Origin of the sequence: Nostoc sphaeroides (assembly GCF_003443655.1) — a bacterium.
GTDB classification, from domain to species: Bacteria; Cyanobacteriota; Cyanobacteriia; order Cyanobacteriales; family Nostocaceae; genus Nostoc; species Nostoc sphaeroides.
On the sequence record NZ_CP031941.1, the window covers coordinates 4,617,284 to 4,632,842 of the forward strand.

Here is a 15,559-nt window from a genome sequence, read left to right on the forward strand (position 1 = left end):
GCTAGGGAGATGAGAATAAATTATACTTTCGGGATAATTCGGTAATTAAGTTATGGGTTAAAAGTTGAGAAGTGAGGAGCGTCTCTGGCTTTGTTCGCAAGTTATAAATCTTAACTTTTATTTTACTACTGCAACATCTTGTATCAATTCCAATATGAAGGTTACACTTCCTATTTAATCTGATCTCGCTTTAGTAAGCGTATATAGATAACTTGGAAGTTTAGCCGTGGTGGGATAGGAGTCAGTACAAATGTTAAGTCGCAAACAAATCCCTGGTGTAGTTCCCAATCAGCAGTGCGACACATACGCGTGGTTTTCGCAACGAGCCTGGGTAGAAATTGACTTAGGGGCATTGTCGTACAATGTAAAGCAATTAGTACAGTTTTTATCGCCGCATACTGAGTTGATGGCAGTAGTAAAAGCTGATGCTTATGGGCATGGAGCGGTAACAGTCGCCGAAACTGCCATCGAATCGGGAGCGAGTTGGCTGGGAGTCGCTACAGTTCCAGAAGCTATTCAATTGCGAGAAGGCGGAATTCAAGCGCCCATTTTGATTTTAGGGGCAACTCATACACCAGAGCAGATTCACGCGATCGCACATTGGAAACTTCAGCCCACACTCTGTAGCCCTAAACAAGCTTTGGTATTTTCTGACACTTTAGAATCTATGAATTATGGTTCCCCAGTGCCCGTACACATTAAATTAGACACGGGAATGTCTAGATTGGGAACTAATTGGCAGCAAGCTGGTGAATTTGTGCAATTAGTGCAGCGCTTACCACATCTATCTATTGCCAGTATTTATTCTCATTTGGCAACAGCAGATGATCCTGATACTACGGCAATGGAAGAACAGCATAGACGATTTGAGGAAGCGATCGCTCAAATCAAAGCAATGGGAATTGAGCCACCCTGCTTGCACTTGGCAAACTCAGCCGCCGCACTGACAAATCCGGCATTGCATTACGACATTGTGCGAGTAGGTTTAGCAGTTTACGGACTCTACCCAGCAACCCATTTACAAAATGCGATCGATCTCAAGCCTGTTTTGCAACTTAAGACAAGAGTCACCCAAGTTAAAACAATTGCCGCAGGAACAGCTGTTAGTTACGGGCATAAATTTATTGCCCCGCGTGAACTTTGCCTTGCCGTCGTAGGAATTGGCTACGCTGACGGTGTGCCTCGCAATCTTTCCAACAAAATGCAGGTGTTAATTCGCGGTCAGCGAGTTTCGCAAATTGGGACAATTACAATGGATCAGTTGATGCTGGATGTGAGTGCTATACCTAATATCCAAGAAGGGGAAGTAGTCACCTTGCTAGGGGAACAGGGAAAAGAAAAGATTTCAGCAGACGATTGGGCAGAACAACTAAACACTATTTCTTGGGAAATTCTTTGTGGCTTTAAGCATCGTCTCCCTCGTGTTGCGGTCATGTAAGTAAAACGACGTAAATAATTTGCATGTTTGTAGTAAGGACTTTAGTCCTAAAAGAAGGACTAAAGTCCTTACTACAAACTTAATTACAATAATTTTACATTACTTCACATAGTTCGATTTATTCGCACCGACTTACTTAATTGGGTATGGGCATTGGGATTAGGGCAGAGGTAAACAGGTGAGAGGTTATAGGGAATAATCTATACCCTGTAACCTGTAGCCTATTCCCTTCTTTACTTCCTATTCCCAAAAATAATTTCTTATGGTATGATAGTAAACTGATGCGGATGTGGCGAAATTGGCAGACGCGCTAGATTTAGGTTCTAGTTCCGAAAGGAGTGAAGGTTCAAGTCCTTTCATCCGCATTTTTAATAAATTGAATTGCCTTATCTAGGCTGGTAGTTATACTGTCCAGTGACTAATTGTTTTTCGTCGGTGACAGATAATTGCCATTGAGACAAACACCTTAGGGAACTCCAAAAATAAATTATTCCACTTAAAGTCGTTGACTGTTGGCTGAAAACTCATGAACCGTCAACGGTCAACAGTGAACAATAGCAATGGAATATTTTTTTACTTGGAAGTCCCTTAATCACGCGATCAATAAACATCCTCTTAGATATCTACTTTTATGAGTAAACTTGCCATTGGCAATACCGTTGGCAACTCGCCTAGCGATCGCACCAAAATATGAATAGCGATTAACCTGTTTAAGTAGTCAGACAGAATTAATTACACAATGTCATTGCGAATGAAGCGAAGCGGAATGAAGCAATCGCAAGGGCTGGGATTGCTTCGCTTCTCTACGAGACGCTGCGCGAACGCTCGCAATGACTGTAAATATTTTTGTCCGACTACTTATAAGGGAAATGCCGAAAACCCCTGAGAGACAGGTGCGTAAGCACCGTATCTGGTACTTCAGGCAGGGGATGAAGGCTAGCAGCACCGTTCACGGTGTTCCGACCTAACCTTTTTGGTGTGCAATATACTCTATTACATTTTTTGTAGAAATATTTCCAGCAGTTGAAACGAAATAGCTTGGTGTCCATAGAGTTGGAAGTTTAAGCAATTCTGGAAACTCTTTTCTTAAGTGATGAGAAGCCCGTCCTTTAATTCTATTCATGATTTGGGATGGGTTATCTGTTGGTTTCACGTTCAAAAACAAGTGAACGTGGTCAGGCATGATTTCCATTGCAACAATTTTCCACCTATTTTCAATGCAAACTTCACAAATAATTTGCTGCAACCTTTCTGCTACTCCACCTATCAATACCTTCTTTCTGCGCTTGGGTATAAAAACAAAATGATAGTTGAGTAGTGATATTGCATTACCTTCGTGTCTGTACTCGTCTGGAGAAAAACTTCCCATACTTCCCTAATTAGTGATTGTGTTTTGTCTATATATAGTGTATATTTGACTTAATCAATCAACAAGGGGGTGATAGTATTTGCTGACAAATTACGTTTACAAGCTTCGTCCTAACATTACTCAGTCAACTAAATTGAGTAGTTGGTTGGATATGCTTCGTTCTACTTACAACTGGAGTTTAGCCGATAGAATAGCCCAATACAATCAACAGTTCATCCAGGGTGAATATTGTGACATCAGGACTAGATCGGAGGCGTGTCCACTTACTTGTTTCGTTAGCAAAAATGGTGCAAGCGGAGAGCCTTGGAAGGATGTCAAAGTGGGCAAAGATGGTAAGGATAAAAATCCACGGCGCAGTGCTGGAGATATCCAAATAACAGCGTTGCCAGATTTGAAGAAAGCTAGACCTTGGTTTGCTGAAATCGACTCTACGGTGTTACAGCAAAATGTAAAACGTTTGGACACTGCTTACAAAAACTTCTTTGAGGGTAGGGGATTCCCCAAGTTTAAGAACCGCAGTAACTTTACCTCTTTCACATTCCAGATGGGTGTTAAAGTTCAAAGCAGTAAAATCTATCTTCCTAAGTTAGGATGGATGCGGTTTTTTAATTCCCGCTTAATACCGAATGGATTTACTATCAAAGCTGCGACAGTTAGAAAACGTCAGGATGGTTGGTATGTCTCAATTCGGATTGAGGACAAAGCTATACCTAGCTATGCATCAAAACCATTGGATGAAGTTAATTCTATTCTTGGTTGCGACCTGGGGATAACAAAACTTGTCCATTTGTCAGACAGGCATCAAATCGATAATCCTAAGTTTTCAACCAACAAGAAATCTAAACGGACTTTAAAGATTAGACAAAGGAGAGTTAGCAAAAAAGTTAAAGGCAGTAAAAACCGTAAAAAAGCAGCCAATAATTTAGGACGTTTTCATAAGAAAACTGTAGACAAAAGAACAGCTTACCAGTGGCATGTTGCTAATAAGATAGTTTCTAGAAAGGTTGATGCTATTGCGTTAGAAGACCTCAATGTTTCGGGAATGATGAGGCGATGTAAAATTAAAGTTGACGAAAAAACTGGTAGATTTCTCAAAAACGGACAATCTAGAAAAAAAGGATTAAATCGCGCTATCTCTGATGCAAGCTGGGGTGAGTTGATTTTAAAGATTCAGTATCTCGCTGCAAAGCTTGGAAAGGTCGTAATTAAAATTAACCCCAAACACTCATCCCAAGAATGCAGAAAATGTAAGCATGTTGATAAGTCTAATCGTGATGGTGAGAAGTTCATCTGCACCCAGTGCGGGGATCACGAACACGCTGACATAGGTGCAGCCAAGACAATCAGGGATAGAGGTTTTGAGATAGTACGCGGGGACTCTGCGAAACTTGCTGCTCGACAGCTAAACGCCCAAAAGATATTACCACGCTCCATGAGCAAACGTGGTGAGTTTGGGAACCTGAGCAATCAGGATATTAAGATTGTGAAGTCTTAAGAATCTCCGCACCTTCAGGTCGGAGAGTGTCAAAAGCCTCTAGAGTATCGAATTCCAATACTATATCGTCTAATTTACTCCGACGATCCGGAACTCTTAAGTCTGTAATAATTACGCCATAGTTTGTTACTTTAGCTACTAGTCCATTAGTATTAGTCAAGCTAAAAAGGTTTACTGATTGACAAGGATACAAAATACTCATCAAGATAATACTGATTCCCACAGTTGTGGGAATTGAGGCTAGTTTTATATTCTTAATAAATCTAGATTATAGCGTTTCCCGGACTAGTGACGTACACTCGTAGGGGCACGGCACTGCCGTGCCCCTACACCTTGCGATATAATTTTGTACCTCATTTGAATGGGAACCGCTATAGATAAACTAAAACCTATTAATAACTGAATCATGAAAAAATTATACCTTTCAATTGGTATCTGCATAGCCTTGCTTTTCAACTTAGTCTTTTCTAATATTTCTTCGGCTCAAATTACAGACCCCATTCCTGAAAAGATTGAAAAATCACAGATTTCCGTAGGTATACAAGAAGTTGTGCAAATACCCAAAAGCGTTATAGCGCCAAGTCAAGAGAGAATCGCAAGATTGAATCTGTTAGCCAATACAGGTGATGGTAGCGGCAGGTTATTCGTCAATGATATGCGTGGCAAACTCTATGTAATTAATAATAATCAAGCCTCAGTTTACATGGATTTACAGCGATTGCTATCTTTAGGCTTTAATGATAAAAGCACTCAACAAGGTTTCTCTTATTTCGCTTTCCATCCAGAATTTAGGCAAAATGGAATTTTTTATACTGTACACAGTGAAAACAAAAATAACTCCATTCCTGATTTTCCTGTGAGAAAAATAATTATTGATAGGGCAGGTAAAATCATAAAAAGTTCTCACCAGGACGTAGTTCTAGAATGGAAAACTACTAATCCTGCTGCTAATAGTTTTTCTGGAACTTTTCGAGAAATTCTGCGGATTGAACAGCCATATCCAGACCATAATATCGGGCAATTGGGCTTTAATCCTAATGCTAAACCTAGAGATGTTGATTATGGAATGTTGTACATTGCTACAGCAGACGGAGGAAGTGACGGCTTTCCTGTCAGCAATACAGATCCTCTAGATAATGGACAAGACTTGAGTACACCTCTAGGAAAAATTCTGCGTATAGATCCTTTTGGTAGGAACAGCGCTAACGGTAAGTACGGCATCCCTAAAGATAATCCTTTTGCTCAGGATAACAACCGTAAAACTTTAGGGGAAATTTGGGCTTATGGGTTACGTAATCCCCATCGTTTTAGTTGGGATACAGGTGGCCAAGGCAAGATGTTAATTGTTGATATTGGTCAAGCTTTGATTGAAGAAATCAATCTTGGGAGAAAAGGCGCTAACTACGGATGGGGGAATCGTGAGGGAAGGTGGGTGATAGATGAAAAGAATCAGAATGTTTTATTTCCTTTACCTCAAGATGATGCCAAGTATGGTTATACATATCCAGTTGCTCAATATGACCATGATAAACCTACTGATAGGCAAGGTTCTTATGCGGTTGCGATCGCAGGCGGTTATGTTTATAGAGGTAAAGCCATTCCTGAATTAGTAGGTCAGTATATTTTTGCTGACTTTGGCAACGATGGACGTTTTTTTCATGTACCTGTAGATGAACTTGTTAATGGTAAACAGGCAAAGATTAAAGAACTTAGACTTTTTGATGGTCAAAAAGAAGGTTCTTTTCTAGAAATCATTGGTAGTAAACGTTCTGACGTGAGATTTGGGGTAGACGAACAGGGGGAAATTTATGTAACCTCTAAGAGCGATGGTAAGGTAAGAAAAATTGTTCGTTCTCCATATAGCAATCCTAAATGAGTTGTGAAAAATAAAAATAAGGGAACGAACCGCTATCTCTACGAGAGGCTTCCCCCAACGCGCAGCGTCTCGCAGAGAACAACGCCAAGGGCGAACGAGCGTCACCCGAACCCGGAAAGCTTGCCGCAGGCTACCGCAGAGGCAATAGAGTTGCCAGTGCGCCCTTGCGGTTAAGAGACTTGTACCCCTACGGGGATCTTGCTACGCTCTTAGCGTTCCCGCTCTTTAGCAACTGGCGCGACATGGAGAATTGAGAGTTTAAGAGATATTTTGCGTAAGTCCTATATCTCTCAATACGGTTCGGTTAAGCCAAAAGACGCGATAAATCGCCGTCAAGACAAAGGATTAATTATTGTACAAACGGCGATTTATCGCGTCTTTGTGATTTAGAATTTTCATCAAAAAACCCTAACCGAACCGTATTGCTATATCTCTGTTCATGAAACTAAAACATATAAAAAATCAATTTACTACTATCAATAAATCAGTATTATTACTGTGGTTAAGTTGAGGTTACTCGATACAAAGTGGCTTCATCTAGTCCTATCTCCTTAAAAAATAGAGTTCACTTCAGTGTAAATACAGAAGTTCAAATATATCACTATCTACAAAATCAGTATTATTCCTGTGGTCAGATTGGGGTTACTCAATGGAAAGTGACTTCATCTAGTCTTGACATTTTTATGTCTTAATTGTCCAAAGATGTCTGTAAATCTCAGTAACAGTAAGTCAATTAATAATAATTTACGGATTTACTGAGATTTGATCATTTCAAAATGATGCTGTTTTCGTTGAGTTTCGCCACTAAATCTAGAAATAAGCTGATGTACTTGAAAATCCAAAAGTTTGATGCTTTTTACTTGATCTCAATCATGGAATAACTCTGTACGAATTTAGCTTACACGTATCGAATATAGCTGAAGTAAAAGCAAAATGAGCACAACTCCTATAGGTAGTTACAAGTTGTTCCAGAAACTACATCCGCTATCTCTGTTGGCACAATTAACCAGTCGGCGTGTTACAGGGTGCTTAAACATATTTACTGGAATAGTTTCTTGGTCAATTTATCTAGAGGACGGTAAACTTACTTATGCCTCCTATTCAGATAAACTGTTTGAGCGGCTTGACAGTCACTTGCGGCGCTTGAGCCAGCAAATTCCTGCTCTTAACAGCGCCGCTCGTTTGCAGATGCGGCTGATGTTTGAGACGAAGAATGAACACCAATCAATACCAAATGCAGATTACCAAGCTATTTGTTGGTTAGTAAATCAGGATTATATTACTTCTGTGCAAGCAGCAAGCCTGATAGACGAATTAGCAAAGGAAGTACTGGAATCATTTCTATGTTTAAAAGAAGGTAGCTATGAATTCAGCCCAGAAAACTCTTTGGATGAATTACCAAAGTTCTGTCGCCTGGATTTGCGATTACTTGTTGAACACTGTCAAAAGCAATTACGAAATCGGCAAAATATCCAGTCATCAATTCCGGCTGGTGGGGGTTCCCAAGTTTTGTCTAAAATACAACCGTCTCAAGTTCAGCCACAAGTGCAAATAAAACTTGGGCAAAAGTTCTCCTTACCAATCAATTTTGATATTGCTGAAAATAAGAAAACTACTCAGCTACCTACTGGTAAAAAACTATATACAATTGCCTGCATTGACGACAGCCAAACAGTTTTGAATTCCATTAAACACTTCTTGGATGAAAACACATTTACAGTGGTGATGATCAACGATCCTGTAAAGGCTTTAATGCAAATTCTTCGGAGTAAACCCGACCTGATTTTGCTAGATGTTGAGATGCCAAGTTTAGATGGCTACGAGCTATGTTCCTTATTACGGAAACATTCAGCTTTTAAACATACGCCTATTATTATGGTAACTGGTAGAACAGGATTCATTGACAGGGCAAAGGCGAAAATAGTCAGATCATCAGGATATTTGACTAAGCCTTTTACACAATCAGAATTGCTAAAAATGGTTTTCAAACATCTTGGTTAATTTAGTAAGAAGCAATAGCTATAGCAATCCTAAATGAGTCGTGAAAAATATAGATAAGGAAACGAACCGCCAAGAACGCCAAGGACGCAAAGAGAAGAAAGAAGAAAGAGATATATAATTTTCACAAATGATTTAGGACTGCTATATAACCAAATTTAATCACCTTAAGTTATTTTTTTAGGAGATTTAATAGTGAGTCTGACTTTACTTGGCACAATTCTGATTGTAGAAGATTCTCCCAGTGAATTGGAATTGATGAGCCATTATCTGAAAGAGAGTGGTTACAACGTAATTAAAGCAAGTGGTGCAAAAGAGGGTTTAGAAAAAGCTGTGCTAGAAAAACCAGATGCGATTGTTACTGATGTAGTAATGCCAGAAATGAGCGGATTTGAATTGTGTCGTTCTCTGAGAAGAAATCCGATTACTGCAAAAGTGCCAATTGTAGTCTGTAGTTCCAAAAATCAAGAAATTGACCGTTTATGGGCGATGAGACAAGGTGCAGATGCTTACATAACTAAGCCTTACACCCGCGAACATCTGCTACGTACTATTAAATCAGTGGTAATTTGAATCAATGACTAGTATAAACATTACACTTCCTTCAAAAGAAACCCAAAATAATTTAGCCGAGGGTTATCTGAAGTTTCAGCTAAATCAACAGACTCCTGCTGTTTTATCAATGAAACATACCCAAGAAGCAATTCTTGTACCGATTGAATCTGTAACTTCAATGCCTAATATGTCCTCCTGTATATTAGGATTGATGAATTGGCGAAGTCGGATAATTTGGGTTGTTGATTTGCCAAGAATGCTTAATTTGGAATCCCTAGATTATCGACTGCGACAATACAGTGCGATCGTTATCCAAGTGGAATCATTGGTGTTAGGTTTAGTTGTGCAAGAAATAAAAGGTACTACTAAGTTCATCCCTGATGATATTCATTCTCCTATAGGACAAGTGGCATCCAGTTTAGTTCCTTATTTATGTGGGTGCGTTGTACAACAAGAAGAAATATTACTGGTATTAGATGCTCAAGCAATTGTGCAGTCTTCTATTCTCCGTAGTGATTAAGATGTATTACTAAAAAGGATTTTTAGTGTTCTTATTCACATAGTTAGGAGAATTACTTTTATGTTTAATAAAACCAACGCGAATCAAGGTAGTGGCGCTCAAAATCGAGCATCGCTGATTTCATCTCAAAAAATAAATGGTAGTGTCATAAAACTACCAGCTAAGACTACTAATGAAACGGCTAATAATTCTTTATTAAATCAGGCGATCGCCTCTTTTACAAAACTCGGATTGGCTAAGAAAGCGACTATTTTAGCGATCGCGATCGCTACAATACCAGTATTAGGCATCGGCGCGATCGCTTTTAGCTTTGCCAACAAATCGATTACTAAGCAAATTACCCAATCTCAACAAGCCCAGTCCATTGGCTTAAGTGATAAAGTTAACCGTTTCATGTTGGGACGCTACGGAGATATTCAAGTAATATCAAGTTTACTTTTTTTGACAAGTCCCCAAGCTAGTGTAAGTATCACCACTCAAGATAAACAAGCAATTTTAGATCGAGTTGTCGAAGCCTACAAAGTTTATGACAGTATTGCTGTTTTTAATCGCCAAGGTAACTTGATTGTCCAATCCACAGGCGAACCCCTAGACAACCAAAAAGACCGTAGCTATTTTCAAGATACTTTACAAAAAGATACTCCTGTCATCAGTAAACCGGAAGCAGCAAAAAATACTGGTGTAGTGAATATTTATATAGCTGCACCTGTGAAACAGACAAGGACGGGCCAAACCATTGGTGTGGTAAGAGCGCGGATGCCCGTAAAATCTTTAGAGGAAGTCATCAAAAACTACGTAGTCAATGGGCAACAATACCATTTACTCGATGCTTCGGGAACAGTTTTCTTGAGTCCACAAAAGGAATTATTAGGGAAAGAGGCAAAGGGAGAGTATTCTAGTTTACCTAAACTGGTAGCAGCCAATAAGGTAGATAGTTTTATAGAAGTTCCCAAAACTTACAAAAAAGAAGAACTAGTCAGCTACGTACCAGCCAGTAAGTTAGATGGCTTACCAGATTTAAACTGGCAAGTACTTTTATCCACAGACACAGCAATTGTATTTGAGCCGCAAAGACAATTGTTGTGGATTATAACCATTGGCACAGCAGTTACAGCATTGATTGTAGCTGCGATCGCATCTCGGTTAGCTAAACTTACTACACAGCCAATTTTAAATGCGACTGCGGCATTAGCAAAGCTTGGTCAAGGTAAATTTAATACCCGTCTGGAAATCGAAAGAGAAGACGAATTAGGGGTATTAAGTGCAAATATTAACCTTATGGCTGAACAATTGCAGGTTTTAGTTAAAGAACAAGAACTGGACGTTGAAGGGGCAAAATTACTAACAGATATTACCCTGCGAATGCGGAGAAGTCTCAAAACTGAAGATATTTATCATACAGCAGTAAAAGAAGTTCAGCGATCGCTAAAAACAGACCGAGTAATTATTTATAGTCTAAATCAAAATACTGGGAATGGCGTTGTTGTTGCTGAATCGGTAACTGATAATTGGCCGGAAATGCTCGGAGTGAAAATTGACGATCCTTATTTTCGGCAACGTTATGTAGAAACCGATCAGTATGGACAGGTGCAAGCAATTGCAAACATTCATCAAGACCAAAGCTTAAAAAATGCCGTCGGTTACATCCAACTTTTGGAAAAATTTGCTGTCAAAGGTAATTTGATCGTACCAATTCTTGCCCAAGGACAGCTTTTATCCTTATTAATTGCTCATCAGTGCGAAACTCCTCGTGTTTGGCAACAGCCGGAAATTGACTTATTTCAACAGATAGCAACTCAAATCGGCTATGCCTTAGAACAAGCCAAGTTATTAGAAGAAATACAATCTAGGAATTTTGTAGTAATCGGTTCTGACGACGAACCGCATCAACAAGAAACACTGCAACAGCAACTTTTAGAACTGCTCAATAATGTAGAAGGTGCAGCCAGAGGCGACTTGACAGTACGTGCAGACGTGACGGCTGGAGAAATAGGTACTGTTGCCGACTTTTTTAACTCCATTGTAGAAAGCCTCCGGGATATTGTTACCCAAGTTCAACAAGCTGCTACCCACGTTAATACTGCTATTGGCTCTAACGAAGGAGCCATCCGCCACTTAGCAGAGGAAGCACTCACCCAAGCTGCCGAAATCAACCGCACCCTTGATGCTGTTGACCAAATGACCCTATCTATGAAAGGTGTAGCCGAAAGCGCCGAAAAAGCTGCTTTCGTTGCCAATCATGCGGCTCACATCGCTACTAAGAGTGGACGCGCGATGGATTTAACAGTACAAAACATCCTGTCTTTGCGGAAAACTGTGGGTGAAACTGCTAAGAAAGTGAAACGTTTGGGAGAATCTTCGCAACAAATTTCTCGCGTGGTTTCCTTGATTAACCAAATCGCTATTCAAACTAACTTACTAGCCATTAACGCCGGTATTGAAGCAGCACGCGCAGGTGAAGAAGGTCAAGGTTTTGCCGTAGTGGCGGAAGAAGTCGGCGAACTAGCAGTTAGGAGTGCCGCAGCAACTCAAGAAATTGAACAAATTGTTGAAAACATCCAACGAGAAACCAGTGAAGTGGTACTAGCGATGGAAATAGGCACTAGCCAAGTGGTAGAAGGAACTCGAATTGTGGAGGAGGCTAAACAAAGTCTGAGTGAAATTTTGGATGTATCGCGTGAAATTGACTCCTTAGTGCAGTCGATTTCCACTGCAACTGCATCTCAGGTTGAAACATCGCAAAGTGTTAGCCAATTGATGAAAGATATCGCTGCTATATCACAACGCACCAGCGATTCTTCTCGCCAAGTTTCCAAATCTCTGCAACAAACTGTAGAGATTTCCCATCAGTTACAAGAGACTGTCGAGGCTTTCAAGGTTAGTTAAGTTTGTCATTTGTCATTTTACTAATGCCCAATGCCCAATACAACTCTTGGAGAGGCTGCGCCTTAAGCGTAGCTATGCCGCAGGCTTTACGACTTCGCCCTTCTCCTTCGGAGACGCTACCGCGAACGGCTACGCTCAGGACAAGCTCAGTACAAGTGCCCAATGCCCAATGACTATTAACAAAAACCATGTTACAAGACAAAGAACTAGAAATCCAGATGCAGTTTCTGGAAGAAGCAACTGATTACTTGAATACCTTAGAAGGGGTATTACTGGAAATCGATACTAGTAACCGCATCGATTTAGATAAAATCAATGCTGCACTGCGGGCGGCTCATTCTATTAAAGGTGGCGCGGGGATGATGGGATTTAAATCTCTAAGTCATTTAGCTCATCGTCTGGAGGATTCTTTTAAAGTTTTAAAAACTAAAAAAAATTCTCTCGAAATTGATACTCAGTTGCAAAGTTTATTGCTATCTGGAGTTGACTGGCTGCGTCAGATTGTAGAATTGCTTGCACAAGGAAATGTTGTCGAAGATGCGTGGTTAGGAACCTTTTGTTACCCAATTTTTGATGAGTTGCACGATCGCTTGGGTGATCCTACCCCTGAAGATGCCTCAACCATGCTATCGCCAGAAGATGGTCAAGACGTTATCCCTTTGCTATTTAGCACAGAAGTAGAAGGGTGTTTGCAACGCCTAGAATCTATATTGGCAGATAGCGAACAGCCAGGATTGCATGAAGAAGTTGTGATCATGGCTGCTGAATTGGGCGGTTTGGGTGAAATGCTCCAGTTGGCAGCTTTTACCAAGCTTTGTGAGTCAGTAACGCAGCAATTGGAAACTGTTAGTAGTTCGGGCATTCCTGAAATTGCCCAGTTAGCATTGCTTGCATGGCGGCGATCGCAAGCTTTGATACTGACAAATCAACTAGATAACTTGCCTACAGAACTTGATGGTAGTTATAAGCAATCCCAGCCACTATTACCAGCAAAAATAATATCACATATTGCCACAGACACAGAAGTAGTGTCAACATCTATTTGGCCACTAGAAAATACTAGAGAAAATTGGACTAATCATGAAGCGTTGGCGCAGTCGGCCGCAGGTATCGCTGCTAATTTTACATTTGTAGATGCAGAATTTGCCGATGATGTTAATGCTGTCAATGTCACTGAGCATAATACAATATTTTCTAAAGAAAATAATCCTCCAGATGCCAGATATGGCGAAGGTAAAGGAGAGCATGGCGTTGCTAAAGAGCGGGAAACTCATGAAAATAGCGTCCGAGTTCCCAGTAAACAACTAGAGCAAATTAATGATTTATTTGGCGAACTGATTGTCCAACGAAATGGGTTAAACTCGCAACTAGAAAGATTACGCAAACTAGTTCGCAACTTAAACCAGCGAGTCCAAGTTCTCGACCGCGAAAATCAGGAATTACGGATAGCTTATGACAAAATTTCCACTCAATCGGGAATGTCGAGTGGGGTGCGATCGCAAGCTGAAGATAGCCAACAAACACAAGGCATAGAGAGAGAATTTGATACTTTAGAAATGAATCGCTATAACGATTTAAACCTGCGATCGCAGGAAGTTATGGAAACCATTGTTCAGGTACAGGAAGTAACAACTGACGTTCAACTCAGTGTAGATGATACAGACCAAATTGCTCGGAAACTGAACAAAACATCCAAACAGTTACAAACAAAGCTAAATCACATCCGAATGCGGCCACTGTCTGATTTAATTGAACGTTTTCCTAGAGCCTTGCGCGATTTAAATGTAGAGTATGGGAAAAATGTCCAGTTAAAAATTGAAGGTGGCAACACTTTAATTGAACGCAGCATTTTAGAAGCATTAAACGAACCTTTAATGCATCTGGTAAGAAACGCTTTCGATCATGGTATCGAAGACTCTAGCACTCGCCGCCTTCTGGGTAAACCAGAACAAGGATTGATTGAAATTACAGCTAGTCACCGCAGCAATCGCACCCTGATTACTATCCGTGATGATGGTTGGGGTATTTCTCTGGAGAAAATTCGCACCCGCGCCTTAGCTATGGGATTGGATGCTTCTTTACTCGCTAATGCTAGTGATGAAGAACTATTATCACTAATTTTTGAACCAGGTTTCACCACCTCCGAACAAGTTACAGCATTATCTGGTCGCGGTGTCGGTATGGATGTGGTTCGTAACAACCTCAAATTGATTCGAGGAGATGTGAAAGTTGATACCGAACCAGGAGTTGGTACTACCTTCACCTTATCAGTACCATTTACCCTTTCCGTGGCGCGAGTTCTGCTGGTAGAAATCAACAAAATGCTATTGGCATTTCCTACAGATGTTATTTCAGAAATATCCTTACTCCAAGACGAGCGAGTTTTTCAAATGGCAGGTAGCGAAGTTCTAAATTGGCAAGGAAATATGTTACCACTGATTCGCCTGAATCAATATTTAGAGTTTAATTGTCTGCGCTACGATCGCTCAGAATTAGAAACTCCGGCAGCAATTAATGCTAACAGCGTCTTAGTAGTCAAAGGTAATAATCAGCCAGTCGCAATCCAAATAGACCGTTGCTGGGGTGAACAAGAAGTTGCGATTCGCCAAGTCGAGGGAAATATACCTTTACCTGAAGGTTTCAGCAACTGCACAATTCTCGGTGATGGTCGAGTAGTGCCACTAGTTAATATTAATGAGTTGCTATATTGGATTGCTACAAATCGGCAGACTCCCAAAGGTAATCAATTACCATCAGCAAGGTTAAAGACACCGTTCTTAATATTTGATGAAAACAAAGTATCAGCAGCCTCTATTAAGCAAAAAGGCACAATTTTGATCGTAGATGACTCGATTAATGTTCGTCGCTTTTTAGCGCTTACCCTTGAAAAAGGAGGGTATCAAGTAGAGCAAGCTAAAGACGGTCAAGATGCCTTAGAAAAACTCCATAAGGGATTGAGAGTTGAGGCGGTAATTTGTGATATTGAAATGGCTCGCCTAGATGGTTATGGTTTTTTGGGTAAAATAAATTCAGATGTTGATACAAAAAATATTCCAGTTGCGATGCTGACTTCTCGTAGTAGTAATAAACATCGACAACTAGCTATGCAATTGGGTGCTAAAGCTTACTTTTCTAAACCTTATAACGAGCAAGACTTACTCCAAACGCTGGAGGAAATAATTCGTAATGTGGGAGAAAAAGCAGCGTCTAATTGATAATTCATAATTTGAAACAAGAATACAACAAACAGACCATTTGTAGAGACGCGATTCATCGCCATTTGTAGAGACGCGATTCATCGCGTCTTTATCCAAGGATGTGTTGCAATCATTAATTGAATTGGTATTAGTAACCCGGCGATTAGAAATCGCGGCTACACAGAGAAAACCCACCTCCGTGGGTTAAAAGACTGATTTATATCA

The 15,559-nt window shown here is 40.3% G+C and carries 10 protein-coding genes and 1 tRNA gene; 9 read left to right on the forward strand and 2 right to left on the reverse strand.

Translation table 11 applies throughout. The features are described 5' to 3' along the window. Window positions 1-250 precede the first annotated feature (250 nt). Both alr and D1367_RS20560 read left to right on the forward strand, forming a co-directional pair. A complete protein-coding gene (gene alr, locus D1367_RS20555; protein WP_118168014.1) occupies window positions 251-1,438 on the forward strand; it encodes an alanine racemase in 1,188 nt (395 codons plus the stop codon). A 283-nt stretch (window positions 1,439-1,721) separates the two neighbouring features. Further along, a tRNA-Leu gene (locus tag D1367_RS20560) sits at window positions 1,722-1,803 on the forward strand. A gap of 599 nt (window positions 1,804-2,402) precedes the next feature. On the opposite strand, the gene tnpA is transcribed toward D1367_RS20560, so the two are convergent. Beyond that, on the reverse strand, window positions 2,403-2,807 hold the full coding sequence (tnpA, locus tag D1367_RS20565; protein WP_118168015.1) for an IS200/IS605 family transposase: 405 nt from the start codon (window positions 2,805-2,807) through the stop codon (window positions 2,403-2,405). A 79-nt stretch (window positions 2,808-2,886) separates the two neighbouring features. Between tnpA and D1367_RS20570 the strand changes: the two genes are divergently transcribed. The 6 genes from D1367_RS20570 (at window position 2,887) to D1367_RS20600 (ending at window position 12,137) form a co-directional block, all read left to right on the forward strand. After that, window positions 2,887-4,302 carry an RNA-guided endonuclease InsQ/TnpB family protein gene (locus D1367_RS20570; RefSeq protein ID WP_118168016.1) on the forward strand — a complete coding sequence of 472 codons (1,416 nt, stop codon included), beginning with the start codon at window positions 2,887-2,889 and terminating at the stop codon, window positions 4,300-4,302. Between the two features lie 406 nt (window positions 4,303-4,708). After that, window positions 4,709-6,178 (forward strand): PQQ-dependent sugar dehydrogenase, encoded by a 1,470-nt coding sequence (locus D1367_RS20580; RefSeq protein WP_118168018.1) that lies wholly within the window; start codon window positions 4,709-4,711, stop codon window positions 6,176-6,178. A gap of 933 nt (window positions 6,179-7,111) precedes the next feature. Further along, window positions 7,112-8,179 carry a response regulator gene (locus D1367_RS20585; protein ID WP_118168019.1) on the forward strand — a complete coding sequence of 356 codons (1,068 nt, stop codon included), beginning with the start codon at window positions 7,112-7,114 and terminating at the stop codon, window positions 8,177-8,179. A 192-nt stretch (window positions 8,180-8,371) separates the two neighbouring features. Continuing rightward, a complete protein-coding gene (locus D1367_RS20590) occupies window positions 8,372-8,749 on the forward strand; it encodes a response regulator transcription factor (RefSeq protein WP_069071198.1) in 378 nt (125 codons plus the stop codon). Window positions 8,750-8,753: 4 nt separating this feature from the next. After that, window positions 8,754-9,251, forward strand: coding sequence for a chemotaxis protein CheW (locus tag D1367_RS20595; RefSeq protein ID WP_118168020.1), 498 nt, complete (start codon window positions 8,754-8,756; stop codon window positions 9,249-9,251). 60 nt (window positions 9,252-9,311) lie between these two features. After that, window positions 9,312-12,137: a methyl-accepting chemotaxis protein gene (locus tag D1367_RS20600; RefSeq protein WP_118168021.1), complete on the forward strand. Its 2,826-nt coding sequence runs from the start codon at window positions 9,312-9,314 to the stop codon at window positions 12,135-12,137. On the opposite strand, the gene D1367_RS31050 is transcribed toward D1367_RS20600, so the two are convergent. Continuing rightward, window positions 12,130-12,327 (reverse strand): hypothetical protein, encoded by a 198-nt coding sequence (locus tag D1367_RS31050; RefSeq protein WP_118168022.1) that lies wholly within the window; start codon window positions 12,325-12,327, stop codon window positions 12,130-12,132. The genes D1367_RS20600 and D1367_RS31050 overlap by 8 nt on opposite strands. On the opposite strand from D1367_RS31050, the gene D1367_RS20610 reads away from it, so the two are divergent. Then, complete coding sequence (locus D1367_RS20610) at window positions 12,326-15,352, forward strand: hybrid sensor histidine kinase/response regulator (protein ID WP_118168023.1); 3,027 nt, start codon at window positions 12,326-12,328, stop codon at window positions 15,350-15,352. The two genes, D1367_RS31050 and D1367_RS20610, sit on opposite strands and share 2 nt — an antisense overlap. Window positions 15,353-15,559: the final 207 nt, after the last annotated feature.